This is a genomic window from Amycolatopsis coloradensis, assembly GCF_001953865.1.
Lineage (GTDB): Bacteria > Actinomycetota > Actinomycetes > Mycobacteriales > Pseudonocardiaceae > Amycolatopsis > Amycolatopsis coloradensis.
On sequence record NZ_MQUQ01000024.1, the window covers coordinates 1 to 25,135 of the forward strand.

The 25,135-nt window shown below is 68.9% G+C and carries 20 protein-coding genes and 1 pseudogene; 15 read left to right on the plus strand and 6 right to left on the minus strand.

The genetic code is table 11. From position 1 onward, the window contains the following. Nucleotides 1-572: 572 nt before the first annotated feature. Nucleotides 573-1,886, plus strand: coding sequence for an MFS transporter (locus BS329_RS35935; protein WP_076167317.1), 1,314 nt, complete (start codon nucleotides 573-575; stop codon nucleotides 1,884-1,886). Between the two features lie 282 nt (nucleotides 1,887-2,168). Here BS329_RS35935 and BS329_RS35940 read toward each other — a convergent pair. From BS329_RS35940 to BS329_RS35950, 3 genes and pseudogenes are all read right to left on the minus strand, one after another. Next, nucleotides 2,169-2,762 (minus strand): annotated as a pseudogene (locus BS329_RS35940) (aldehyde dehydrogenase family protein); the annotation flags it as partial. Nucleotides 2,763-2,784: 22 nt separating this feature from the next. Next, nucleotides 2,785-3,735 (minus strand): alpha/beta hydrolase, encoded by a 951-nt coding sequence (locus BS329_RS35945; RefSeq protein WP_076167320.1) that lies wholly within the window; start codon nucleotides 3,733-3,735, stop codon nucleotides 2,785-2,787. 128 nt (nucleotides 3,736-3,863) lie between these two features. Beyond that, nucleotides 3,864-8,501 carry an SDR family NAD(P)-dependent oxidoreductase gene (locus BS329_RS35950; protein ID WP_076167322.1) on the minus strand — a complete coding sequence of 1,546 codons (4,638 nt, stop codon included), beginning with the start codon at nucleotides 8,499-8,501 and terminating at the stop codon, nucleotides 3,864-3,866. 360 nt (nucleotides 8,502-8,861) lie between these two features. On the opposite strand from BS329_RS35950, the gene BS329_RS35955 reads away from it, so the two are divergent. Then, nucleotides 8,862-9,821, plus strand: coding sequence for an AraC family transcriptional regulator (locus tag BS329_RS35955; RefSeq protein WP_076167324.1), 960 nt, complete (start codon nucleotides 8,862-8,864; stop codon nucleotides 9,819-9,821). Here BS329_RS35955 and BS329_RS35960 read toward each other — a convergent pair. Further along, complete coding sequence (locus BS329_RS35960; protein WP_076167325.1) at nucleotides 9,709-10,929, minus strand: CaiB/BaiF CoA transferase family protein; 1,221 nt, start codon at nucleotides 10,927-10,929, stop codon at nucleotides 9,709-9,711. The genes BS329_RS35955 and BS329_RS35960 overlap by 113 nt on opposite strands. Nucleotides 10,930-11,043: 114 nt before the next feature. Between BS329_RS35960 and BS329_RS35965 the strand changes: the two genes are divergently transcribed. Then, nucleotides 11,044-11,736, plus strand: a complete 693-nt coding sequence (locus BS329_RS35965) for a GntR family transcriptional regulator (RefSeq protein ID WP_076167327.1) — start codon at nucleotides 11,044-11,046, stop codon at nucleotides 11,734-11,736. A 68-nt stretch (nucleotides 11,737-11,804) separates the two neighbouring features. Here the strand turns inward: BS329_RS35965 and BS329_RS35970 are convergent, their stop codons facing one another. Both BS329_RS35970 and BS329_RS35975 read right to left on the minus strand, forming a co-directional pair. Then, a complete protein-coding gene (locus BS329_RS35970; protein ID WP_076167346.1) occupies nucleotides 11,805-12,065 on the minus strand; it encodes a hypothetical protein in 261 nt (86 codons plus the stop codon). A gap of 244 nt (nucleotides 12,066-12,309) precedes the next feature. Beyond that, nucleotides 12,310-12,957, minus strand: coding sequence for a GntR family transcriptional regulator (locus BS329_RS35975; protein WP_076167329.1), 648 nt, complete (start codon nucleotides 12,955-12,957; stop codon nucleotides 12,310-12,312). Nucleotides 12,958-13,048: 91 nt separating this feature from the next. Here BS329_RS35975 and BS329_RS35980 point away from each other — a divergent pair, with 91 nt between their 5' ends. The 12 genes from BS329_RS35980 to BS329_RS45285 form a co-directional block, all read left to right on the plus strand. Further along, a complete protein-coding gene (locus BS329_RS35980; protein ID WP_076167330.1) occupies nucleotides 13,049-14,206 on the plus strand; it encodes an acyl-CoA dehydrogenase family protein in 1,158 nt (385 codons plus the stop codon). Beyond that, the gene (locus BS329_RS35985; RefSeq protein WP_076167332.1) at nucleotides 14,203-15,039 is read left to right on the plus strand and encodes an HpcH/HpaI aldolase/citrate lyase family protein; all 837 of its coding nucleotides are present in this window, start codon (nucleotides 14,203-14,205) and stop codon (nucleotides 15,037-15,039) included. Before BS329_RS35980 ends, BS329_RS35985 begins: the two co-directional genes overlap by 4 nt. Beyond that, the gene (locus BS329_RS35990) at nucleotides 15,036-16,184 is read left to right on the plus strand and encodes an acyl-CoA dehydrogenase family protein (RefSeq protein ID WP_076167333.1); all 1,149 of its coding nucleotides are present in this window, start codon (nucleotides 15,036-15,038) and stop codon (nucleotides 16,182-16,184) included. Before BS329_RS35985 ends, BS329_RS35990 begins: the two co-directional genes overlap by 4 nt. Nucleotides 16,185-16,193: 9 nt before the next feature. Next, on the plus strand, nucleotides 16,194-16,922 hold the full coding sequence (gene fabG, locus BS329_RS35995) for a 3-oxoacyl-ACP reductase FabG (RefSeq protein ID WP_076167335.1): 729 nt from the start codon (nucleotides 16,194-16,196) through the stop codon (nucleotides 16,920-16,922). Continuing rightward, a complete protein-coding gene (locus BS329_RS36000; protein ID WP_076167337.1) occupies nucleotides 16,922-17,776 on the plus strand; it encodes an HTD2 family dehydratase in 855 nt (284 codons plus the stop codon). Before fabG ends, BS329_RS36000 begins: the two co-directional genes overlap by 1 nt. Then, the gene (locus tag BS329_RS36005) at nucleotides 17,769-18,983 is read left to right on the plus strand and encodes an acetyl-CoA C-acetyltransferase (protein ID WP_076167338.1); all 1,215 of its coding nucleotides are present in this window, start codon (nucleotides 17,769-17,771) and stop codon (nucleotides 18,981-18,983) included. The genes BS329_RS36000 and BS329_RS36005 overlap by 8 nt, the downstream gene beginning before the upstream one ends. After that, nucleotides 18,980-19,432 (plus strand): MaoC family dehydratase, encoded by a 453-nt coding sequence (locus BS329_RS36010; RefSeq protein WP_084750611.1) that lies wholly within the window; start codon nucleotides 18,980-18,982, stop codon nucleotides 19,430-19,432. Before BS329_RS36005 ends, BS329_RS36010 begins: the two co-directional genes overlap by 4 nt. Before the next feature lie 11 nt (nucleotides 19,433-19,443). Further along, a complete protein-coding gene (locus BS329_RS36015; protein WP_076167349.1) occupies nucleotides 19,444-20,775 on the plus strand; it encodes a phenylacetate--CoA ligase family protein in 1,332 nt (443 codons plus the stop codon). Next, the gene (locus BS329_RS36020) at nucleotides 20,772-22,466 is read left to right on the plus strand and encodes a CoA-transferase (protein WP_076167340.1); all 1,695 of its coding nucleotides are present in this window, start codon (nucleotides 20,772-20,774) and stop codon (nucleotides 22,464-22,466) included. The genes BS329_RS36015 and BS329_RS36020 overlap by 4 nt, the downstream gene beginning before the upstream one ends. Beyond that, nucleotides 22,463-23,281, plus strand: coding sequence for an enoyl-CoA hydratase/isomerase family protein (locus tag BS329_RS36025; protein WP_076167342.1), 819 nt, complete (start codon nucleotides 22,463-22,465; stop codon nucleotides 23,279-23,281). Before BS329_RS36020 ends, BS329_RS36025 begins: the two co-directional genes overlap by 4 nt. Continuing rightward, the gene (locus BS329_RS36030) at nucleotides 23,274-24,425 is read left to right on the plus strand and encodes a CoA transferase (RefSeq protein ID WP_076167344.1); all 1,152 of its coding nucleotides are present in this window, start codon (nucleotides 23,274-23,276) and stop codon (nucleotides 24,423-24,425) included. Before BS329_RS36025 ends, BS329_RS36030 begins: the two co-directional genes overlap by 8 nt. A 148-nt stretch (nucleotides 24,426-24,573) precedes the next feature. Next, nucleotides 24,574-25,135, plus strand: a 562-nt coding sequence (locus BS329_RS45285) for a cold-shock protein (protein WP_158075861.1), incomplete at its 3' end; no start/stop codon positions are given.

Consider the following 25,135-nt stretch of genomic DNA (forward strand, 5'->3'; position numbering starts at 1 on the left):
CATCGCTCACCAACAACCGATCACCACGTAAGACACGCTCTTAGGTGAGATCTCACCAGTTGCGAGAACCTTCACTCAACTCTACCGAGTGAAGGTTTCTTCTATTTCAGAGGCGGGCGACCCCGGCGGCACGACTCAGGCGAACAGCCCGACAACGGATGCGGTCCGCGGCGACCGGGCATGTGGGCCGGGTCGGACAGCATCGCCAGCCAGGTAACCAGCCCCCGTCGAAGTATCCAGTCAGCCCGAAGCTGATCGACCGAGTAGGTACGCACCCTCGTAAACGATGAACCCGGCACGCCGATCAATGACGGCTGTCGAACTGATGCGTCGGGTCTCGCGAATCCCCGGCGCGAGTGCGTTCGCGCGAGTGGGCCAGATCGCGTTCATCCGGCCCGACGAGTGCGTTCGTGTCTATCGAGCGATCGGGCCCCCGCAGTCGAACGGGTTCAGCCGACTGTCCCACCGCCAGACGGGGCCAGCCTCTTGATCAGGCACAACGGTCTTGACACATCAAATTTTGTGCATAATGCTTCCGATTCGCTCCTCCCTGCCGAGCGAAAGAGGTGTCCATGGCGGCCACCGAGCCCGACGTGACCAACCGGACGATGCGGCGCATCGCGATAGCGAGCGGAACCGGCACCGTTATCGAGTACTACGACTTCTTCATCTTCGCGACGGCCGCGGCCCTCGTGTTCCCCAAGGTGTTCTTCCCCGCACTGGGCTCCGCCGCCGGGGTGGTCGCCTCGTTCGCGACGCTCGGGGTGGCGTTCGTCGCGAGGCCGCTCGGATCGGTGCTGTTCGGGCACTTCGGTGACCGGCTGGGCCGGAAACGGACCCTGGTCACGACGCTGTTGATCATGGGCCTCGCCACCGCACTGGTCGGCTTGATGCCGACGGCGGAACAGATCGGCGTCATCGCACCGATTCTCATCGTCATCCTGCGGTTCATGCAGGGACTCGCGGTCGGCGGCGAATGGACCGGGGCGACGCTGATGGCCGCTGAGAACGCGCCCAAGGCCAAACGCGGCTTCTGGTCGATGTTCGGCGCACTGGGTGGATCGATCGGTTTCGTGCTGGCGAGCGTGACCTTTCTGATCATCGGCGAGACGATGTCCGACGAAACCTTCCACAGCTACGGCTGGCGGATCCCCTTCATCGCGAGCCTCCTGCTGATCGCGATCGGGCTGTTCGTCCGGTTGAAGATCGACGAGACGCCGGTGTTCAAGGGCGAGGTGTCTCAGCGGGGCACCTCGCGGGCGCCGTTCGTGGAGGCGCTCAAGAGCCAGCCGCGCGAGATTGCCTTCGCCTCCGGTGTGCTCGTGATGACCTTCGCCTTCTACTATCTCGCCGTCGGGTACCTGATCAACTACGGCACCGCCGTGCTCAAGCTGCCCCGGACGACCGTGTTGCTGATCGGCATCGCGGCGGGCCTGATGTTCGGGCTGGCGATCGTGCTGGGAGCCGCGTACTCGGATCGCGTGGGACGCAAGAAGGTCATCCTGGCCGGGAACGCGGTGGCGGTGGTGTGGGCGCTGGCGCTGTTCCCGATCCTCGACTCGGCCTCCGCTGTCACCTTCGCGATCGGCTCTTGCGTTACGACACTCATCGCCGGCTTCGCGTACGGGCCGGTCGGCGCATTCATGCCGGAGTTGTTCCAGACGCGCTATCGGTACACCGCCACCGGGTTCAATTACAACGTGGCAGGTGTTGTCGGCGGCGCGGTTCCGCCGCTCGTCGCGGCGGCAATCACCGCAGCGCACGGGGGTTTCACGTTCGGGATCTTCCTCGCCGTGCTCTGCTTGATCAGTCTCGGCTGCACGCTCGCCCTGCGCGAGACCAGGAACGCGGAAATGAGCGAACCCGTGAAAGCTCCGGTCCACTGACGGCGTCCCTTGTGGTGCCGCTCCGGGAGCGGCACCACAAAGGGTCAGCTGTCGAAGACCACGGTCGAGGCGTCGCCTGAGGCCAGGAGCGCGCAGCACGCGGCGATCTCTTCAGGCTCCGCCATCCGACGCAACGGAACGAACGTGGGCCGCGCTCGCCGCAGAGGCCTCGTCGAGTGTGATGCCCTCTTGCTGGGCAAGATGAGCCATGCTCCCCTCCGCGAGCGGCGTCCGTATGAAGCCGGGGCAAACCGCGTTCACCCGTACTCCCTTGGGGCGAAATCACGGGCGAGCCATTTCGTGAGGCCGATGATCGCCGCCTTGTCCGCCGTGTACCCGGCCGCTTCGGGCGGGCCGGCGATCAGTCCTGCGGTCGAGCAAAGGGGACCAGTGACCCGCCGCTCTCGACCAGATGCGACAGCGCCTCACCGGCGAAGTAGAAAAGGGTCCGAAGAGGATCTGCTTGAGCTTGGTGAATTCCTGGATGCCTTCCGGGCCGGATTCCCGGCCCCAGCCGGAACCATTCCGGCCGCCGAACGGGGCCGTGACGGCGGGTCCGACCGCCGCGGCGTCGCGGTCGGTCGTGTAGACCGTCGCCGCGAGGCCGAACCCCGTGTCGTGGGCCAGTGCCAGGGCGTCGTCGAAGTCGCGGTAGGTCAGTACGGCCGTGACCGGGCCGAAGACTTCCTCCTGCGCCCGTTCCGTGCGCCGTGGCACGTCGGTGAGCAACGTCGGCTCATGGAAGAAGTCGGCCTCCCACCCTGGAGGCCGGTGCCCGCCCGTGACAACCCGTGTGCCGTCGGCTTTCGCTCGCTCGATGAACCCCGCGGTCCGCGCCAGGGCCGCGTCGTTCACCAGTGGTCCCACGCACGTCGCCGGGTCGAGGGGGCACCGATCTTCAAGCCAGCTTCAGCGCGGCGGCGAGGAACGGCCACGAGGTGCGCAATTCTCGCTCCCAGTAAGGCCAGCTGTGCGTACCGTCGCCGTAGTAGTCGACGGTCACCGGAATTCCGCGTAGCCGGAGCCTGTCGGTGAAGGTACGGGACGACGCCGACGCGGCGGCTTCGATGGGATCGGTCGACCATGGGTTTCCCGCTTGGCGTCCATTGCCCGAGGAGACGTACAGGGCGGTGCCGCGCAGGTCGTCGACGTGATCGAAGGGGTTGCGCGCGCTCCAGGCGGTGTGATCCCTCCACTGCGAACCCCACAGGTCCTCGGGCCCGTGGCCCTGGCGGACCAGGATCAGCTGGATCAACTGGGCCGCGGTGGGCAGCAGCGTGTTGGGAAGGCCGCTGTAGGACGCGGCCGCTGCGAACATTCCCTTGTGGCGGAAGGCGTACGCCATCGCGCCGTAGCCGCCGGTGGACAGTCCGGCCACCGCGCGGGTCTGGTTGACCCGAAATCTGCTTTCGATCACTTGCCGCACTTCGGTCGTGTGGAACGTTTCCCAGTCCGGTTTCCCGGAGCGCCACGCGGAGTAGAACGCGGCGTACCCGCCGGCGGGCATGATCACCACGACGTCCTTGTCCGCGGTGAACTCTTCGACGTCGGTGTGCGCGGCCCAGCCGAGATAGTCCGGTGTCGGCACGGTGTCCTGATCGGCGCAACAGCCGTTCAGCAACCACAGTTGCGGGAACGAGTGTTCGGGCCGGGCGATGTAGTTCGACGGGACCAGCACCCTGACCATGGCGGTGGTGCCCAGCGAGGGCGAGTCGATCGCGAGATCCGTCGTCCGCTCGTCGATCCGGACCTCGCCGACGACGCGGGCACCTTCGGCCGCCGCGGACAGGATCGTCACGCCCGCGGCGACGACGAGCAGAACGGTCGCGATCCTGAACAGCCGTCTCATCGGGATTCCTCCGGGGAGTCGAGCGCGGCGGACAAGGCGGCCGCGAGCGCCGTGACGTGCGGCGGGTCGATCATCGAGACGTGGTCGCCGGGCACCCGCACCACCCGCAACTCCGGGCACAGCGCGTCTCAGCCGAGAGCCTGGTCGGTCCGCAGATACCGCGGATCCAGCATCGTGGTCAGCGGATGCGGCTGATCCGCCCGGAGCAGCACAACCATTCCGTGCCACGGGCGCGGGGTGTACCGCTCGGCCAGCAGTGCGTCCACAGAGGACAACCGCTGGTGGAGCAGGACGCCCTCGCCGATCCCGGGCACCGCCGCGCGGACCCGGTCGAGCACGAGCCCGATCCGGTCGTCCTCCCCGACGGCGGCGAGTTCGTGGTGGGCGAGTCCGAGCGGGACGCCGTAGGTGCGCTCGATGTGTTCGGCGAAGCGGAGGAACCGGTCGAGCGGTGCGGTGTCCGGTCCGGGCAGCGGGAGGATCGAGTCGATGAGCACCACCGGCCCGACCCGCCTGCCTCGTTCGGTGAGCACCCGGGCGACTTCGTACGCGAGGTAGCCCCCGAAGGACCAGCCCGCCAGCGCGCAGGGGTCGTCCGGTTGTCGGACGCTGATCAGGTCGGCGTAGTGCGCGGCTTTCTCTTCGACGGAGTCGAAGTGGTCGATCCGCTCGTAGCCAAGACACGGACGGCCGAGCCCGGTCACGAGGGGCTGGTACACGCTCGTGGCCCCGCCCGCCGGATGGAACAGGTGCAGCGGCGGGCCGTCCCCGGCTCGCAGGGTGCGGACGGTGCCTTCAGGAGAGGCGTCGAGCAGGTCGCGGACGACGTCGGACATGGCGGCCACGGTGGGGGTGTCGAACAGGCCGGACGGTTCGGCGCCGAGGCGCCGGGTGACGGCCTCGCGCAGCCGCCCAGCGGCGGCGTCCGTGCCGCCCAGGTCGGCGAAATCGTCATGGACACCGACCTCGGGTACCTCCAGGACGTCCCGCCACAGTGACGAGATCCAACGTTCCGCGTGGTCGCGGGCTCCGACGACGACAGGAGCGGCGCCGGCCTCGATGCCAAGGTCCGCGGCGATGGCGGCGGCGATCTCGGACATTCCCGCCCCTCGCAAGAGCAGGGCGGTGGACGGCTGGGTGCCGAACTCCCGCAGCACCGCCGTGCGCAACCGCAAGGCAGTCAATGAGTCCAGGCCCAGTTCGAGCAGCAGTGTCCGTGGATCCGGTGGAGAAATCCCCAAGACGTCGGTGACGCAGGCGAGCAGGCGTTCTTGGACGGTGCCACTTCTCCCTGCCTGCGTGGCGCGGGTGACGAGGCCGGCCAGGAACGGCCGGTCCGCCAACGCCGGGAAGGCGTCGGCGACGGCGTTCGGGTCGCTGTCCAACAGGCCGAACGCCGAACGGCCGTCGGCGAGGACCGCGCCGAGCGCGTCCAGGGCGGAGGCGGGATCGATCGAGGCCAGCCCGGCGTTGAGCCGGTCTTCGGCACCGTCACGGGTCCATGCGGCCCAATTGACGGTGGTCGCGGGCAGACCGGCGGCCCGCCGGAACGCCACCAGCGCGTCCAGCCAGGCGTTGGCGGTCGCGTGCGCGGCCTGACCGGGCGAACCGACCAGCCCGGCCAGCGAGGACTGCGCGAGCCACCAGTCCAGTTCGACGTCCTTCGTGGCTTCGTGCAACCGCAGGCCACCTATGACCTTGGGCCGCCACGCGCGGGCCAGGTCGTCCGCGTCCAACTCGGTCAGGACGCGATCCGCGAGCAGGCCGGCACCGTGCACGACTCCCCGCAGGCGAACGCCGCCCTCCTGCGCACGTTCGACGAGCCGCTCGGCCACCCCGGGTTCAGCCAGGTCACCGAGCACGACGTCGACGTGCGCCCCTCGAGCACGCAGGCCGTCGAGCACGCCGGGAGCCGGTCCGGTCCGCCCGTTGAGGACCAGCCGGGTCGCGCCGTGGTCCGCCAGCCACCGGGCGGTCAGCAGGCCGAGTTCGCCCAGGCCGCCGGTGATCACGTAGGCGCCGGGCTCGACCGGGACCGGGCCTGCCGCCGGGACGGTTCGGGTCAGTTTCGCGGCGAAGCGGCGGCCTTCGCGCCAGGCGACTTCGTCCTCCGGCTGGTCCGCGCGGAGTTCCGCGACCAGCGAATCCATCCGATCCAGGTCCACCTGCGTCGCGCGCAGCGCGGGATGCTCGAAAGCGAGCACCCGGATCACCGCCCGAAGAGAAGCGAGACCGGGCCGACCGGCCTCCCCCGGTAGCACGGCGTGCGCTCCCCTGGTGACGAGCCACAGACGTGGTGGTTCGGGCCGGTCGGCCAGTTCCCGCACCAAAGTGGCCACCCGGAGCACCTGTCGCTGGGCGGCGTCGGGATCGGCGGCCTCTCCGGCGACCAGCACCACCGCGTCGGCCGGGCGGGAGGGGTCGGTGTGCACGCTGTCCCCCGCCTCGGCGAGATCGGCGGCCAGCTCAGATTCGTCCACTTCGGACACCAGCGCCCAGGTTCTCGGGCCGGATGTCGCCGGTGGCAACGGAACAGGCTCCCAACGTGGTTCCAGTGCGGTGACCGGCTTCTTCAATCGCGAAGCACGGACTCGCGCGAATTCGACCAGCACGGTGTCGTCGTCGGCCAGCAACTGGACGGTGCCGGTGATGCCCTCCGGGGTGGATCCGTTGACTTCCGCCGCGCACCAGGTGCCGTGCGAGGGATCGCCGAACAGTCGGACCGAGCCGAGGACGGTGGGCACGTACCGTCCGGGGGCGGTCCCGGAACTCGCCGCGGCCGCGGCGAGGACGTGGAGGCAGGCATCGGCGAGCGCGGGATGCAGCGCGTACGCCGGATGGTGTGCCGCTTCCTCGGGTAGCGTCAGGCGGGCGGACGCGGCTCCGTTCGCCGCCTGCACCCCGTGGAGTGCGCGGAAAGCCGGTCCGTACGCGTGGCCGGCGTCGGCGAAACGGCTGTACAGATCGATCTCCGGCCCCTCGACCCGTGACAGCGGCGGCGGGGCGGCCGTGTCGTCGTCCACGACCGTGGCCCGGGCGTGTGTGACCCATTCGCCCGCCGAACGTGCCAGCACCGTGAACTCGTCACCGGTCAAGCTCGAGGTGACCGTGACCGGGGCCGACAGGTGCAGGAGGGCCTCCAGGGTCAGCTCGCGGACGGCCTTGCCGCCTGCGGCCAAAGCCAGTTCCAGGTAGCCGGTGGCCGGGAAGACAGGGATGTCCTCCAAAGCGTGGTCGGCGAGCCACGGGAGACGTTCGGCCGAGATCTCCGCCTGCCACAAGTGACGGCCGGTTTCCGGTACCTCGACGTGTTCGCCGAGCAGCGGATGCCTGGCCGGAAACGCCGTCGTGGCGCGCCAGTACCGGGTATGCCGCCAGCGTGGCCCGGGTAGGTCCAGGACCGGCGACACCGGATAGTGCCCGCGCAGCGCGCCGGGATGCCCGGCGGCGTGCAGTCCCGCGAGCGCGGGCATGAAACCGTCGGCGTCGCGGCTCGTGCTCGCCAACGCCAGAGTGTCCGGGCCGCAGGTGTCCTCGATGGCGGTCAGGGTCACCGGATGCGGCGCGATCTCCAGGAAGATCGAGTGCCCGCGTTCCCTGGCGGCCTGCAAAGCCTGCGCGAAGCGCACCGGGCGCCGCAGGTTGGCCGTCCAGTGGTCGAGGTCGAATTTCGGCTCCGTCAGCGGGTCTTCGGGCACGCTCGAGAACACCCGGACCGAGGGCGCCGACGACGTCACCGCCCCGACAGCGTCGCGGAATCGCCGTAACCCCGGCTCGACGGCCGCGGTATGCGCGGCCGCACCGATGGGCAGGAGACGGGCGAACCGTCCTTCAGCCGACGCCCAGTCCACGACGCGGTCGACGGCCGGCGCGGGCCCGGCGACGGTGCACTGGCCGGGCGACGCGTACACCGCGACCTCCAGTCCGGGAAACCGAGTGTCCACTTCGGACGCCGACAGTTCGACCACCGCCATCGCACCCGCGTTCGCGATGTCCAGCCCGGCGAGAAGCCGCGCCCGCTCCAGGACCACCAGCAGCCCCTGCCGGACCTCAAGCGCTCCCGCGACGACCGCGGCGGCGACCTCCCCCACTGAATGCCCCACCACGGCTGCCGGGCGTACCCCACGGCTTTCCCAGTACCGCGCGAGAGCGACCTGCACACCGAACAACGCCGGTTGCGCCACCCGGAGGTCGCCGTCGTCACCTTCCAGCGCGTCGCGCAACGAGAAACCGCATACCTCGGCGAACACGGGGTCCAGATCGGCCACGGCGGCGGCGAAATCGGGTTCGGCGGCAGCCAGCCGTGTCCCCACGCCGGTCCAGGACGCCCCGAATCCGGAGAAGACGAACACGGGCGCGGCCGCTTCGGCACGGACGAGATCCGTGGTCACCTCCGGCGCGGCATCACCGCGCGCGATCGCCCGCAGCCCGGCGACGGCGGCGGCACGGTCGGCCGCGCGCACGACGCCACGGACACGGCCGTGGTCACGCCGCCGCACCAAGGCAGCGGCCACCGACGGCAGAGGTGTGTCGGATCGTTCTTCGAGCCAGTCCGCGAGATCGGCGGCCTGGGCGGCGAGCCGGTCGGAATCCGCGCCGGACACGGCGAAAAGTTCGGTCCGGTGCTCGCCGGCAGGCGTGGGAGCAGGTGCCTTGGGCCACTCCTCGACTACGACGTGGGCGTTGGTGCCCCCGAAGCCGAACGCCGAGACACCGGCGCGAGCACGGCCCGAATAGCGCGGCCACGGTGTGGGCGCGCTGACCACACCGAGGCCGTCGAAAGCGATGTGCGGATTGGATCGACAGCAGGCAGTTCTGGCATTTGACGACTTGGAACCAGCCACCCTCGGAAACGACGGGGTAACGGCGGAGTTCGGCGGCCCCGCAGCGAGGGCAGGGGCCGTCCACAGGGGTCCGTTCGAGGACCGGTGTATCGCTCTGTTCACTCATGTCGCACAACTTCACTGGTGTGCTCGGTGCTGCACTGGTGTGGAGAACCTAAGCCCACGTGGCGACCGTCACCATCCCGTGAACGAAGCGCGGGCATCCACTTTTCGCAGGTCCCAGCCTCGGCAATGTAAATATGATATATTCAGAGGATCGCAACGAGGCGCGAGGAGGCTGTCATGCGCCCGCTCAACTTCCGCACCGGCTACCTCGACGTCGCCCACGAGCAGGTCACGAAGACTTTCGCCAGCCATGAGGTGCACGTGGCCGAAAGCCGCGACCTGAAGTTCCGGCTCGACCTCGCCCCTTCCTTGCGGCTGACGATCGCCCGGATGTCCTACGGCGCGGACACCACCATCCTCGGCCCCGCGATGCGGCTCTGCTACCACGTCAACCTGCCGGTCACCGGGCACAGCACGGTGGAACAGAACGGCGTGGGCCGCAGTTTCACGGCGGGCGAGGCCGGTGTCGCCTTCGTCCCCGAGGCCCCGGTCATGGTGCAGTGGAGCGCCGACTCGTGGCAGTACCACGTCAAGCTGCCGAAGGACCTCCTCGAAACGCACGCCGCGAAGCTGATCGGCCGGCCGATGGACGAAGAAATCGCCTTCGACCTTACGTTCCCTTTGGAGTCCAGTTCGGCGCAGGCACTGCTCGCGACCGTGGGCTTCCTCTACACGGAGCTGAGCCGCGAGGGCGGGGTCGCGACGATCCCGGCTGCCTGCCACGAACTGGAATCGGCCCTGATGAGCCAGCTGCTCATGACGGTGCCCAGCCGGCTGAGCGCGGATCTGCACAGCAAACCCGCGCACAGCAGGCACTCGAAGATCCGGGAGATCATCGATCACATCGACCGGTATCCCGAGGAGGAGCTCACGACCGCCGATCTCGCGGCCAAGGCCGGGATCAGCGCCCGTGCCCTCCAAGCTGGGTTCCAGGAGGTGGTCGGCATGTCCCCCACCGCGTACCTGCGCGGCGTCCGCCTCGACCGGGTCCACCTCGAACTGGTGTCGGACACCCGCTGGTCGGTCACCGAGATCGCGGCGCGATGGGGCTTCTTCCATCCTGGACGCTTCGCCCACCAGTACCGCGAGCGCTTCGGGATGCTGCCCTCGGAGACGGCTCGGCTGACCAAGCGCTGAGCAGCTGGTCCACGTCCAGCACGTCCGCCACCGGTGGCCGCGGCTCACGAGCGGGCGTCCGCCCCAGCCGAGGCGCCGGGTTCGGATGCAACACGCCGCCAACGCGGCGGAAGACCTCACGCTCGACGTTGTGCGGATGCTCCGCGGCTTCGTCGAACGTGAGCACCGGCGTGACGCAGGCGTCGGTACCTTCAAAGATTCGAGCCCACTCGTCACGATCCTTCGCCGCGAACGCCTCGGCGATCAGTTTCCGCAGGCGCGGCCATTCCGTGCGGTCGTCCTGTTCGGGCCATTCGGAAAAGTCGACGTCGAGCCGCGAGACGAATTCGCGGTAGAAGTCGGGTTCCAACGCCCCGACCGCGACGTATCGCCCGTCGGCGCATGGGTAGGTGTCGTAGAACGGCGCACCGGAATCGAGGTAGTTGGTGCCGGGCTCGTCGCTGTAGCGACCGGCGGCGCGCAGCCCCTGAAGCTTGGCCGTCAGCAACGCGACGCCGTCGAGCATCGCCGCATCGATCACCTGGCCGCGACCCGAGCACCGGGCTTCCAGTACGGCACAGACGATCCCGTAAGCCGCCGCCAGCGCGCCACCGGCGTAGTCGCCGAGCAGGTTGATCGGTGGCCGCGGGACCTCCCCCGCCCTCGCCATCGCGTGCAGGGCACCGGACTGCGCGACGTAGTTGATGTCATGCCCCGCCTGCTGGGCCAGCGGCCCGGTCTGTCCGTACCCGGTCAAACGGGCATACACGAGCGCGGGATTGCATCGCAGAAGCGTGTCCGGCCCAAGGCCGAGTCGCTCGGCCACCCCGGGCCGATATCCCTCGATGAACACGTCGGCGGCCTCGGCGAGGCGAAGCACCGAATCGACGCCGACGGGACTCTTGAGATCGACCTCGACCGTGCCCACCCCGCGATTGGCGAGGTCGTGCTCGGGTGCCATCCCCTCGGTCTGCCCCAGCGCGCGACCCCGGCGGTTCGCCGGGCGGGCGACCCGCACGACCTCGGCACCCATGTCCGCCAGCAGCATGCTCGCGAACGGCGTCGGCCCCATTCCGGCGAGCGCGATCACCCGCACCCCGGTCAACGGCCCGCTCACCTCGGTCGTCATCGCACTCCCTCCACGAAATATTATGTTTCAACCTGCGTGATGAGCTGTCGATGCCATGCCATAATCGACAGAACGTTGTATATGATGTTCGCAACCGAATTGGGGAGGTGCCGGGTGGCCGACAACTCGATCAGGCTCCGGAGCAGTGAAGGCCGCCAGCAGCTGCCTGAGGAGGTCGCCACCTACGTGCGCGAGCTCATCATGTCCGGCCAAGTCAAACCGGGCGAGTTCCTGCGCACCGAGCCGATCGCGGAAGCCGTGGGCGTCAGCAACACGCCGGTCCGCGAAGGTCTGCTCTCCTTGCGCAGTGAGGGATTCGTCGAGCTGGTCCCCCGTCGCGGTTTCGTCGTCGCACCGGTTTCGCGGCAGGACATCCGAGACCTCTTCTGGGCGCAGGCCCAGTTCTCCTCCGAACTGGCCGCCCGCGCCGCGAAGAAGATCACTCCCGACCAGATCGCCCGGCTCGAAGCGATCAACGAGGACTTCGAGAAGGCCGTCGAAGCCGGCGACCAGGAAACCCTCGCCCGGCTCGGACACGACTTCCACCGGCAGATCAACCTCGCCGCCGACTCCCACCGGCTGACACTGTTGCTCAGCTCCGTGGTCAAGCATCTGCCGAACCGTTTCTACGCCTCGATCGAGGAGCACGTCACCGCCACCCGCAACGATCACGCGGAACTGGTCCAGGCGCTGCGCGGCCGGCACGTCCGCAAGGCGCGGACCATCGCGGAACAGCACATCCTCGAAGGCGCCGACAGCGTCATCAAGGTGCTCGAGGAGCGCGGTCTCTGGGCCGACGAGGAGTAACGCTCGCTGGTCACGAGCGGGGCGACGACCTTTCCGGCCGCCGCCCCGCTCGCCGTCTTCCCCGGTGTTCACGCCGCTTCGCCCACGATTCCGGCGGCCGCCACGCCCGCCGCGGTCAGCCGGGCCCGGACGCGATGCCCGAGTGGCCCCGGCCGCACCTGGACGATCAGGGCGCGATGAGCGAGCGCGTGCACGGTGTACTGGTCGCAGCACGGCAACCCGTCGATGAACAGATCGGGCTCACTGCTGCACGTGATCTCCGCTCGCCCGGAGGCCACCGCGTGAAGGATCGCCAGCTCCCGGTGACTCAGTTCGTGATCCGGGATCATGGCGGCCTCCTGCGTCAACTACTTAATATTTTATTTTATGCTTGTTCCTGCTTTGGGTCAAGGAGAGCATCACCAACGGATCGCGTTCCCCGGACCCCGCGCCCGCAGCCCATGTCGCGAAAGCCACTTTCGCGACACCACATGCCCCGAAAGTGGCTTTCGCGACACGTCACCGCGGCTCAGCGTCGAAGCCTGGGACTTCAGGACACGCCACGTTTGCCTTACCCCAAGAACCTTTAGAGGACTAAACGCGGTCCCAGAACCCTTGCGCTTCCAGCAGCGCGACGGCCCGCTCGGCGCCGTCGGCGAAGTGCCTCTCCACTGCTGTCCGCGCACGGTCGCCAGAGCGAGCCAGCAACGCGTCGACGATCCGCCGGTGGTCTTCGCACGCTTTCGCGGACCAGTCTTCGTGGGCTTCGTAGAACCCGTGCGAGACCGTTTTGCCGAGAGTACGGAGGATCGAAATGAGCCTGCGTGCATCCGAACCATGATTGATCCGCCGGTGGAACTCGAAGTTGAGCCGTTCCTGCTCGGCGGGCTCGACGCACGACTCCGCGCGGTCGGCGAGATCGCCCAGCGCCTGAAGGCTCTCCGAAGACAGGCTCTTCGCGGCACGCTCGGCCGCCAGACCGGAAACCAGCCCGAACACCCGGTATTGGTCCCGGATGTCGTCACGGGTCAACTCGGCGACGTAGGCTCCCCGCCGGGCGATGTGCTCGACGACGCCCTCGTGGTCGAGCGTGATCAGCGCTTCGCGCACCGGAAGCTTGCTGATCCCGAGTTCCTCCGCGACAGCGTCCTGGTCGATTTTGGTTCCAGGCCGTAGTTCTCCCGCGAAGATCCGCCGCCTGATCTCCTGGGCGGCGAGCGTCTTCAGATTGCTTCGGCTCACCGGATGAAGCTAACCCGTGAACTGTGATCCACACCAGAACTTGATAAAATATATTTTGTGCTCGCTGCCGGGATGATGCATAGTGTGGAGCATGTCAGCCGTGACCCCCGAGGACTTCAAGCCGATCCTGACCCTCGTTCGCGACTTCGTCCGCGCGGAGGTGATGCCGCGCGAGCGGGAGATCATGGACACCGACGCGATCCCGGACGATCTGCGCGAGCAGGTGGCCGAGATGGGCCTGTTCGGTTACGCGATCCCCGAGGAGTGGGGCGGTCTCGGCCTCGACCTGACGCAGGATGTCGAACTCGCCATGGAGTTCGGCTACACCGCGTTGGCTCTGCGGTCGATGTTCGGCACCAACAACGGCATCGCCGGGCAGGTGCTGGTGAACTTCGGCACCGACGAGCAGAAGGCCGAATGGCTGGAGCGCATCGCGTCGGGTGAGATCGTGGCGTCGTTCGCACTGACCGAACCGGGCGCGGGATCCAATCCGGCGGGGTTGCGGACCAAGGCGGTCCGCGACGGCGAAGACTGGGTGATCGACGGTGAGAAGTGCTTCATCACCAACGCGCCCATTGCCGGCTTGTTCGTGGTGTTCGCCCGCACCCGTCCCGCCGACGCGTCCGGAACGGGGATCGCCGTCTTCCTGGTCCCGGCGGACACTCCCGGCGTCGAGGTCGCGGCCAAGGACAAGAAGATGGGCCAGGAAGGCGCCTGGACCGCGAACGTCTCGTTCACCGGCGTCCGGGTGCCGAATTCGAGCCTGGTCGGGGGTGACGAGGACGCCGGTTATCGCGCCGCGATGACGTCGCTGGCCCGCGGACGCGTGCACATCGCCGCGCTGGCGGTCGGCACCGCTCAGCGCGCGCTGGACGAATCGGTCGCTCACGCCGCGACGGCCACCCAGGGCGGAACACCGATCGGGGACTTCCAGCTGGTGCAGGCGATGCTCGCCGACCAGCAGACCGGAGTGCTGGCCGGGCGGGCGCTGGTGCGTGAAACGGCGAAGCGGTACGTGTCCGGTGAGGACCGGCGGATCGGGCCGTCCGCGGCGAAGCTGTACTGCACCGAAATGGCCGGGAAGGTCGCCGACCTGGCCATGCAGATCCACGGCGGCAGCGGCTACATGCGCGAGCTCCCGGTCGAGCGGATCTACCGCGATGTCCGGCTTCTGCGGCTCTACGAGGGCACCAGCGAAATCCAGCGGCTGATCATCGGCGGCGGCCTGGTGCGCGGAGCCCGGCGATGACCACGCGTGCCGAGCGTCTGGTGAACCGGGTGCGGGACGCCGCCACGCTGCTGTTCGTTCCCGGTGACCGCCCGGAGCGGTTCGCCAAGGCGGAGCGTGCCGTAGCAGACCTTGTCGTACTGGATCTCGAAGACGCCGTCGCACCTGAGCGCAAGGTGTACGCGCGCGAGCAGGTTGTCGCCTGGCTGGGCGAGCATCCGCACTGCGCGGTGCGGGTCAACGCCGCGGGCACCCCCTGGCACGACGAAGATCTTGCCGCACTGGCCCGGTTTCGGTGCGTCGTCATGTTGCCGAAAGCCGATCCGGTCGGCGCCCGTACCGCGGCGGGCGAGCTGGGTGTGTTGCCTGTCCTGATCGCCTTGATCGAAACCGCACGGGGAGTACTTGACGCGCGGGAGATCGCGTCGGTGCCTAATGTGCACCGGCTGGCGCTGGGCACTTTCGACCTGGCGGCGGAACTCGGGGTCGATCCCGTGGACGTCGACGCGCTCGCTCCGGCGCGCGGAGCGCTCGTTCTCGCGTCGGCGGCGAGCGGCCTTCCGGGTCCGGTGGACGGTGTGACCGGCGACCTGCGCAACACCGAGCGGCTCACCGGTGACGTCCGCTACGCGCGCCAACTGGGGTTCACGGGGAAGTTGTGCGTGCATCCCCTGCAGGTCTCGGCGGCCGCGGCGGCACTTCGCCCGTCCCGGGAGGAAATCCGCTGGGCTCATTCGGTGGTCACCACGGCCGGGGACGGCGCGGTCGCGGTGGAGGGGCAGTTGGTCGACAAGCCGGTGCTGGATCGCGCGCGGCGCGTCCTCCGGCAGGAAAAGGAAGGGTTGCGGCGATGACGCTGTCCGACGACGAAAAACAGATGGTGGCCCTGGTGGCGGAGTTCGTCGACGAACGGGTCCGCCCGCGCGTCCGCGAGTTCGAAGAGGACGACGTCTATCCGGCCGAGTTCATCGACGAGATGAAGAAGCTCGGCTTCTTCGGCCTGCTGGCCCCAGCCGAGTACGGCGGTGTCGATGTCAGCACCGCCTGTTTCGCCCGGGTCACCGAAGAACTCGCCCGCGGCTGGATGAGCCTGGCGGGTGCGATCGGCGGTCATTCCGTCATCACCTACCTGATCAAGACCTTCGGCACGCCTGAACAGCGTGAGAAGTACCTGCCCGCGATGGCCGAGGGCGCGATCCGCGCGACCATGGCGCTCACCGAACCGGCGGGTGGCAGCGACCTGCAGGCGATGCGCACCCACGCCGCCCCCGACGGCGACGGATACTCGATCACCGGAGCCAAGACCTGGATCTCGAACGCCGCCCACTCCGGGCTCATCGGGCTGCTGTGCATCACCGACCGCGACGCCTCCCCCAGTCATCGCGGGATGAGCGTCCTCCTCGTGGAGCCCGGCGACGGTCTGACCATCTCGAAGAAGCTCCCGAAGCTCGGATACCGCGGTGTCGAGGCCTGCGAGATCGTCTTCGACGGCCGCAAGGTCGGCGCGGACGCCGTACTCGGCGGGACACCGAACCAGGGTTGGGCGCAAATGATGCGCGGCCTGGAGGTCGGCCGGATCCAGGTCGCCTCCCGCGCGCTCGGCGTCGGGCAGGCCGCATTGAACGACGCCGTCCGCTACGCGCAGGAACGCGAATCGTTCGGCAAGCCGATCTGGAAACACCAGTCCGTCGGGAATCTGCTCGCCGACATGGCCACCAAGATGCGTGCCGCACGGCTGCTCACCCTCGACGCCGCGGAGAAACTCGACGCGGGCGAACGCGCCGACATGGAAGCCGGGATGGCCAAGCTCTTCGCCTCGGAATCGGCGATGCAGGTCGCCCTCGACGCCATCCGCGTGCACGGCGGTTACGGCTACTCCAAGGAATACGACGTCGAACGCTACTTCCGAGACGCGCCGCTGATGATCGTCGGTGAGGGCACCAACGAGATCCAGCGCAACGTCATCGCCGCCCAGCTCATCGCCCGCCACAAGATCTGAGGAACGACAATGTCCTTGCTGACCGATCGGACCGCGGTCATCACCGGCGGAGCCCAAGGCATCGGGCTCGCCATCGCCGAACTGTTCGCCGCCGAAGGCGCCCACGTGGTGCTCGGCGACCTCGACGGCGACGCGGCCGCACGTGCCGCCGAGAAACTCGGAGGTGTCGGCGTTCGCTGCGACGTCACCAAAGCGTCCGATGTGGACGAACTGCTCGCCGCAGCCGAAGAGACCTTCTCCCCGGTGGACGTCCTGGTCAACAACGCCGGGATCACCAGGGACGCGACTCTGCGGAAGATGACCGAGGACCAGTTCGACCAGGTGATCAACGTGCACCTCAAGGGGAGCTGGAACGGCGTCCGCAAGGCCGCGGCGATCATGCGCGAACGCAGCCGCGGCTCGATCGTCAACATCTCGTCGCTCTCGGGCAAGGTCGGCATGATCGGCCAGACGAACTATTCCGCGGCCAAGGCGGGCATCGTCGGACTGACCAAGGCCGCCGCGAAGGAACTCGCCCACCACGGCGTCCGCGTCAACGCGATCCAGCCCGGTTTGATCCGCACCGCGATGACCGAGGCGATGCCCGCCAAGGTGTGGGACCAGAAGATGGCCGAGATCCCGATGGGCCGGGCCGGTGAGGTCGGGGAGATCGCCTCGGTGGCTCTGTTCCTGGCCTCGGACCTGTCGTCCTACATGACCGGCACGGTGCTGGAAGTGACCGGCGGAAGGTTCATGTGATGGAGCAGCGGGCTCCGCACACCGTCACCACCCGTGAGCTGGTCGATCCGGCGCCGGTCGCGGCGCTGGCGGCCCTGTTCGACGACGGGCTGCCCGCCCCGCTGCCCGGCGACGACCTGCCGCCGCTGTGGCACTGGGTCGCTCTCCCCCGCTGGCCCGTCTCCTCGGTGCTGGGCACCGACGGACATCCGGCTCGTGGCACGTTCCTGCCGCCGGTGGACCTGCCGCGGCGGATGTTCGCCGGCGGCGAGGTCACCTTCCACGCCCCGTTAAAGATCGGCGCCACCGTGCTCCGCGAATCCACAGTGGACTCGGTGACGGAGAAGTCGGGGCGATCCGGTCGTCTGGTGATCGTCGTCGTGCGCACCCGTCTGTCCACAGAGGATGGCGCGTTGTGCGTGGAAGATCGGCAGGACCTGATCTACCGCGACCGCGGCACGCCCGCCGAGCCGAAGCCGGCCGACTTCGACCCCGTCGGCGCGCCGTTCCGCCGCGCCGAGGCGGGCACGTGGGACTTCGCCACTGACCCGACACTGCTGATGCGGTTCTCGGCGGCCACCGCGAACGCGCACCGCATCCACTACGACTGGCCCTACGCCACCCGCACCGAGGGCTATCCCGGCCTGGTCGTGCACGGCCCGCTGATGTCCCTCGCGCTCGCCGAAACCCTGCGCCTGGACCGCCCCGCGGTACGGGTACGCCGCCTGAGGCACCGGAACCAGGCGCCGTTGTTCTGTGGCGAACCCGCCCAGCTCAAGGTCACCGGTTCGGTTCTGGAGCTGATCGGCCCTGGTGGAACGCCGAGGACCAGCCTGGAAGTCGAATCCCACGAGGAAGGCACTCCCCATGCGTGACGCCGTCATCTGCGAGCCCGTCCGGACCCCGATCGGCCGCTTCGGCGGCTCGCTCAAGAGCGTCCCCGCCGCCGACCTCGCCACCATCGCGCTCACCGGCCTCCTGGAGCGCACCGGGATCGACCCCGAAGCGATCGACGATGTCATTCTCGGCCACTGCTACCCCAGCGCCGAAGCCCCCGCGATCGGCCGTGTCGCCGCGCTCGACGCCGGGCTGCCGGTGACCGTGCCGGGCATGCAGGTCGACCGGCGCTGCGGCTCCGGGCTGCAATCCGTGGTCCAAGCCGCCCTCCAGGTACAGGCCGGGGTCAGCGACGTCATCATCGCGGGCGGCGCGGAGAGCATGAGCAACGTCATCTTCTACGCCACCGACCTGCGCTGGGGCGCCAAGGGCGGCGGGGTGATGCTGCACGACGCGCTCAACCGTGGCCGCGCGACCCCCGGCGGCAAGCATTACCCGGTCGCGGGAGGAATGCTGGAAACCGCCGAGAACCTCCGGCGCGACTACGGGATCACCCGCGAAGAACAGGACCAGCTCGCCTTCACGTCGCACCAGCGCGCCGTCGCCGCGCAGAAGTCCGGGGTGTTCGCCGAGGAGATCATTCCGGTCCCGGTCGAGACCAAGAAGGGCACCGTCGTCGTCGACACCGACGAACACCCTCGTGCCGACACCACGCCGGAGTCGCTGGCGGCGTTGCGACCCGTGCTGGGCAAGCAGGATGCAGCAGCGACCGTGACCGCCGGCAACGCCAGCGGCCAGAACGACGCGGCGGCCGTCTGCGTCGTCACCCATCCCGAGCGCGCCGCCGAGCTCGGTCTGCGCCCGTTGGTGCGGCTCGTCTCCTACGGCGTCGCGGGGGTCGCCCCGAAGATCATGGGCATCGGCCCCGTTCCCGCCACCGCGGCCGCGCTCGCGAAGGCCGGCCTGAAGTTCGCGGACCTGGACCTCGTCGAACTGAACGAGGCGTTCGCCGCCCAGGTCCTGGCCTGCACTCGCGAATGGGGCTTCGGTGCGGCCGACTTCGAGCGGCTCAACGTGCACGGCTCCGGTATCTCGCTGGGGCACCCCGTCGGCGCCACGGGTACCCGGATCCTCGCCACGCTGGCCCGCGAACTGCACCGCCGGGACGCACGCTACGCACTGGAGACCATGTGCATCGGCGGCGGTCAGGGGCTGGCCGCGGTGTTCGAGAAGGTGACATTGTGACGCGGGTCTTCACCTCGGCGGACGACGTGCGGGCCGTACTCGGCGAGGAGTTCGGCCCGACCGGCTGGCTCACCGTCGACCAGGCGAGAATCGCCGCGTTCGCCGAAGCCACCGGCGACCATCAGTGGATCCACACCGACCCGGAACGCGCCGCCACCGGCCCGTTCGGCACGACCATCGCGCACGGATTCCTCACCCTGTCGCTGATCCCCCGCTTCGCGAAAGAGCTGTACCGGCTGGATTTCGGCACGGCGCGAATCAACTACGGCCTCGGCAAGGTCCGTTTCCCGGCGCCGGTCCCCGTCGGCTCCCGGCTGCGGGCAAGCGCGACCTTCACCGAGCTCCGGCCCGGAACGGCCGGGGTGACGGTGACGACCCGCTACGTCGTCGAACTCGACGGCGCGGCCAAACCGGCCTGCGTCGCCGAAACCCTCGTCGTCGTCAGCTGAAGGTGAGCAAAGTGGCAGTCACACCCTTTTCCGCACAGTATTGGAGTGCGGTCGAAACCCTCCCGCCCGCCGTCGCCCGGGCGGTCCAGGACGAACGCCTGCGTGAGCAGGCCGCTTATCTGGCCGCGAACAGCGCCTTTTATCAAGCGAAGCTCGGTGCCGACCTGGCGAAGATCCGGTCCGTGGCCGATCTCGCCGGGCTGCCGTTCACCGAGAAGCAGGAACTGCGCGACAGCCTCGCCGCCGCCCCGCCGCTGGGCACGCACGTCGCCGCGGAGATGTCCGAGGTCGTGCAGATCCAGGCATCGTCCGGTACCACGGGCAGCCCGTCCTACGTCGGCCTGACGTCCGGCGACATCGCCACCTGGTGTGAACTCGGCGCGCGAGCGTTGTATGCCAACGGTTTCCGCCCGGGTGACCGGCTGCTGCACGCCTTCGGCATGAGCAAGGGGTTCGTCGGCGGGCTTCCGATCGTGCAGATCCTCCAGTACATGGGGATCGTCGACATCCCGGTCGGGGCGGAGGCCGGCGCGGAACGGCTCCTGCGAGTCCAAGCCGATCAGCGCCCCAACGCACTGATCGGTACCCCGTACTTCCTCTCCCATCTCGCCGAGCAGGCGCCGGCGATCGTCGGCCGTCCGGCGCGGGATCTCGGTGTCCGCGCGATCAGTGTCGGCGGTGAACCCGGCGGTGGTCTTCCCGCGGTCCGCGAGAAGCTCGAATCGCTGTGGGGCGCGACGTCGCGGGAGATGCTGGGCGGCACGGACATCGCCTGCACCTACTGGGGTGAATGCGCAGCCGCCGACGGTATGCACTTCCTCTCCCCCGACCTGATGATCGCCGAACTCGTCGACCCCGACACCGGCGAACAGATCGCCCCGGTCGAAGGCGCGCAAGGCGAACTCGTCTACACCGCGTTGCGGCGCCGGGCGTCCCCGTTGCTGCGGTTCCGCACCCGTGATCACGTCGTCGTCACCGGGACCGGTTGTTCCTGCGGCCGCACCGGCTACAAGGTCCGGTGCATCGGCCGCACCGACGACATGCTCATCGTGCGCGGTATCAACGTCTTCCCTTCGGCGATCAAGCAACTCGTCGCCGAACTGACCATTGGCGAGATGCGGATCCGCGCCGACTTCGAGGGACATTCGACGCAGCGCCCGCTCCCGGTCGTCGTCGAGGACACCGGTCTGACTTCTGAACAGCAGGCAGGACTCCGCGCGACCATCGAACAACGGATCCGTTCCGCCCTCAACGTCAAAACCGTTGTCGGCTTCGTCCCCCAGGGCTCGTTGAAGCGTCCCGACCATGTGAAGGTCAACCTCGTCGAGCGGGTGCCCTCATGACCGACTTCTGCCGCCTGGACGAGGCGATCGCGCGGCACGTCCGCACCGGTGACGCCGTGCACGTGATGATGGGCCACAGCCGCTGGAGCGCGCTGGTCCGTGAACTGGCCCGGCAGCACTGGGGAAAGCCGTCGAAGTTCACGCTGATCATGGCGAGCCTCTCCTCCCTCGGCGCCGTGCTGTTCCGCTCCGGCTGCGTCGAGAAGGTCGTCACCGTCTACTCCGGCGACTCGTTCCCGGTGTTCACCCCGAATCCGATCTTCCAGAAGGCGTACGCCGACGGTTCGGTCGAGGTCGAGAACTGGTCGTTCCTGAGTTACATCCAGCGTTTGCGGGCCGCCGCCACCGGGGTGCCCGCCGTGGTGACCGGATCCGTGCGGGACTCGTCAATGGCCGGGAACGAAGGCTACGAGGAGGTCGACACCCGGTTCGGCCGGGTGGGCCTGGTCTCGCCTCTGGTGCCGGACGTCGCGCTGGTGCACGCCGCGGTCGCCGACCGGCAGGGCAATCTCGCGATCGCTCCCCCGATGTTCGAGGGGTCGATCGGCGCGTTCGCCGCCCGCCGGGGCGTCTTAACCACGGTGGAGAAGGTCGTCGATGATCTCCGTCCCTGGTCGTCGCTGGTCCGTGTTCCGGCGCACCGGGTGCTCGCCGTCGTCGAGGCACCGTTCGGAGCGCATCCAGGTGGGGTCTTCGCCGGGCCCGCGGGCACGCGGCTGCCGGTGGAGGGATATGCCGAGGACGTCGCGTTCTGGATCTCCGCACGGGAAGCGAGCCGATCGCCGGAGTTCGACGACTGGATCCGGGAGTGGATCCTCGAGCCCGCCGACCACGACGCATACCTCGCGAAGCTCGGCGAGGCCAGACTCGGCGCCCTCGTCCGCTCCGCCGGTGAGCCGACGCCACCCACCGGCCGAGGCGAGCACGATGGCCCCGCGACGCCGGCCGAACGCGCGGCCACCTGGCTGGCCGGTCTCGTCCGGGCACGGATAGCGGAGACCGGCGCTGACGCCGTCCTCGCCGGTGCGGGTCTGGCGAATCTCGCGGCCTGGGTGGGTGTCGAGGCGGCGAAGGCGGAGGGTCACCGTGTCGCGCTCGCGGCCGAACTTGGGCTCTGGGACTACACGCCGACACCGGGTGATCCGTTCATCTTCAGCTTCGCGAACTTCCCGACGTCGTCGATGCTGCTCGACACGGAACAGGTACTCGGCACGGTGGTCAACGGGCCGTTCACGCGGTCGATCGCCTGCGTCGGCGCGGCCGAGATCGACCGGCTGGGCAACATCAACACGACCCGGATCACCGGCGGCCCTCACCTCGTCGGCTCGGGTGGCGCGAACGACGTGGTCACCAACGCCGACGAGACCCTGGTCGTCGGAACGATGAGCCCGCGCCGATTCGTCGAGCGCTGCGACTACGTCACGAGCCCCGGTGCGCGCGTACGTGCCGTGGTGACCGACGTCGGGATCCTGACCCGGCGCGACGGCGAACTCGTCCTCACCCACGTCGCGCCGGGTCCCGAACCACTCTCCAAGCGCGTCGAATACGCCCGTTCGCGCTGCGGCTGGGGGCTCGCGGTAGCGGACGATCTGGAGGAACTGCCCGAGGTGGGCGCCGACGACCTGGCCCAGCTCCGCAAGTACGACCGCGAAGGCCTTTTTCTGGGTCAGAGCAAGAAGGGAAGCGCATGAGCCGCTACGCACGTTTCGAGAACCTCCGGGTGGACGGCCCGGACGACGCGGGCGTCGTCGAACTCGTCCTGGACGCGCCGAACCTCAACGCGGTCAGCGAAGCCGCGCACGCGGATCTCGCCGACATCTGGCGGGAGTTCGACCGCGATCCGGACGTGAACGCCGTCCTCCTGCGTGGCGAGGGCAAGGGATTCTCGGCCGGCGGCTCGTTCGACCTGGTCGAGAAGCTGTCGAACGACTACGAAACGCGAACCCGCACCATGCGCGAGGCCCGGGACCTGGTCTACAACGTCATCGACTGCTCGAAGCCGATCGTCTCGGCCATCCACGGCCCCGCTGTCGGCGCCGGCCTCGTCGCGGGGGTACTGGCCGACGTCTCGGTGGTCACGAAGACCGCCAAGATCATCGACGGCCACACCCGCCTCGGCGTCGCGGCCGGTGACCACGCCGCCGTGTGCTGGCCGCTGCTCTGCGGCATGGCGAAGGCGAAGTACTACCTGATGACCTGCCGTCCGCTGACCGGCGAGGAAGCCGAGCGGATCGGCCTGGTCTCCCTCTGCGTCGACGAGGACGCCGATCTGCTGCCGACCGCGCGAGAAGTCGCGCGCGAGTTGGCCCTCGGCGCCCCGAACGCCATCCGCTGGACCAAGCAGAGCCTGAACGCGTGGTACCGGCAGGTCGCGGGCGCGATCTTCGATTCCTCGCTGGCGCTGGAGTTCTACGGCTTCGGCGGGCCGGAGGTCCGCGAAGGTCTCGCCTCCCACCGCGAACGCCGCAAGCCCGACTTCACCCGGCGGGAGGACGACGATGCCTGACCCGAACCCGGCGCTGCTCACAGGTTTGCGGGTGGTCGAGATCTCGAGCTACGTCGCGACCCCGTTGTGCGGCCTCACCTTGGCTCAGCTCGGCGCCGACGTCATCCGGGTCGAACCGCTCGGCGGTGCGGCCGACCGGACCCGATGGCCGCTGGCCGACTCCGGCACCAGTCTCTACTGGTCGGGGCTGAACAAGGGAAAGCGCGCCGTCGCCGTCGACCTGGAGTCTGAAGTGGACCGTAAGCGGGTCGTGGACCTGATCGTCCACGGTGGACCGTGCGTCGTCGTCAGCAACACCGACCGGCATCCGGATCTCGGCTACGCGGAGCTGTCCGCTCGTCGTCCCGACGTGATCCACGTCCTGCTCGAAGGTCGCCCCGGAGGTGGCGCCGCCGTGGACTACACGGTGCAGGCGGGCAGCGGCTTCCCGCTGATCACGGGCTCCGCCGAGGCTCCAGCACCGGTCAATCACGTGCTGCCCGCCTGGGATGTCGCCGCCGGCCTGTACCTGGCGATCGGCCTGCTCGCGGCGGAACGGCACCGCCAGGAGACCGGACGGGGCCGCGCGATCCGCGTCGCCCTCGAAGACGTCGCCCTGGCCACCGCGGGCAATCTCGGCTACCTCGCGGAAGCACAGGTCACCGACCACGACCGGACCAAGTCCGGCAATGACGTCTACGGCACCTACGGCCGCGACTTCCTCACCGCCGACGGAGTTCGCGTCATGCTCGTGGTGCTGACGGAGCGCCATTGGACGAAGTTGCTGACAGCCACCGGCCTCACCGCCGCGTTCACCGCCCTCAGCGAGTCGCTGGGCATCGACTTCTCGCGGGAATCCGCCCGCTACGAACACCGTGACGTGATCTCGACACTGCTGGCCCGCTGGTTCCGGAGCACCACGTTCGACGAGGCAGCTGCCGCGCTGGATCGCCACCGCATCCTGTGGCAGCGCTACCGGACCTTCGAGGAACTCGGCCGCGGTGCCCTGCGCGACCTCGACCTGTTCGACGAAATCGACCAACCCGGTGTCGGCCCCCACCTGGCCCCGAAGTCGCCGATCCTCGTCGACGGCGGCCGCCTCGCGCCCCTCGCGGCGCCGTCGGTCGGCCAGCACAACGCCGAACTTTTGCAGCTGAGGCTTTAGACCTGGTCTCAAAACTCGGCGTGTCGCTAGGTGAACCAACGGCCCACCCCTGGCTCCGCACCGCCCGCCTGTGGACCCGGCCCGACGGACCGGAGGTCTGTCGGGGAGACTGGGGGCCAGTGCCCGCCCTCTCGACCTGGAGCCTTTTATGCCGCAAGGGACCGTCCGTTGGTTCGACGCCGAACGGGGTTTCGGCTTCCTCGCGCCCGAGGACGGCTCGCCGGACGTGTTCGTGCACGCCTCCGAGATCGTCGGGGACGGCGGCGCGAAAATGCTCCGCGAGGGTCAGGCCGTCGTGTTCGAGGTCGGCGAGAACGACCGCGGGCCCCAGGCGCTGCGCATTCGCGTCACCGCCGATGCGGCCACCGGCAGCGCCGTGGGCCTGCTCGGCACCGTCAACTGGTACGAGCCGGGCAAGGGGTACGGCTTCGCGTCGCCGGACGGCGGCGGCGCCGACATCTTCGTGCACAGCTCCGCCATCGTGACCGGCGGCGTGGTCACCGAGGGGCAGCGGGTGGCCTTCCTGATCGTCGACGGCGAGCGCGGCCCGCAGGCCGGGCACGTGATCCCGCTGGGAGCAGGAGCCGGCTCACCCGCTGCGCCTGGTATCACGGACGGTGCCGACGGCACGGTGGCCTGGTACGACGAGGACAAGGGCTTCGGCTTCATCAACCCCGACTCCGGCGCCGGGGACGTCTTCGTTCACGCCC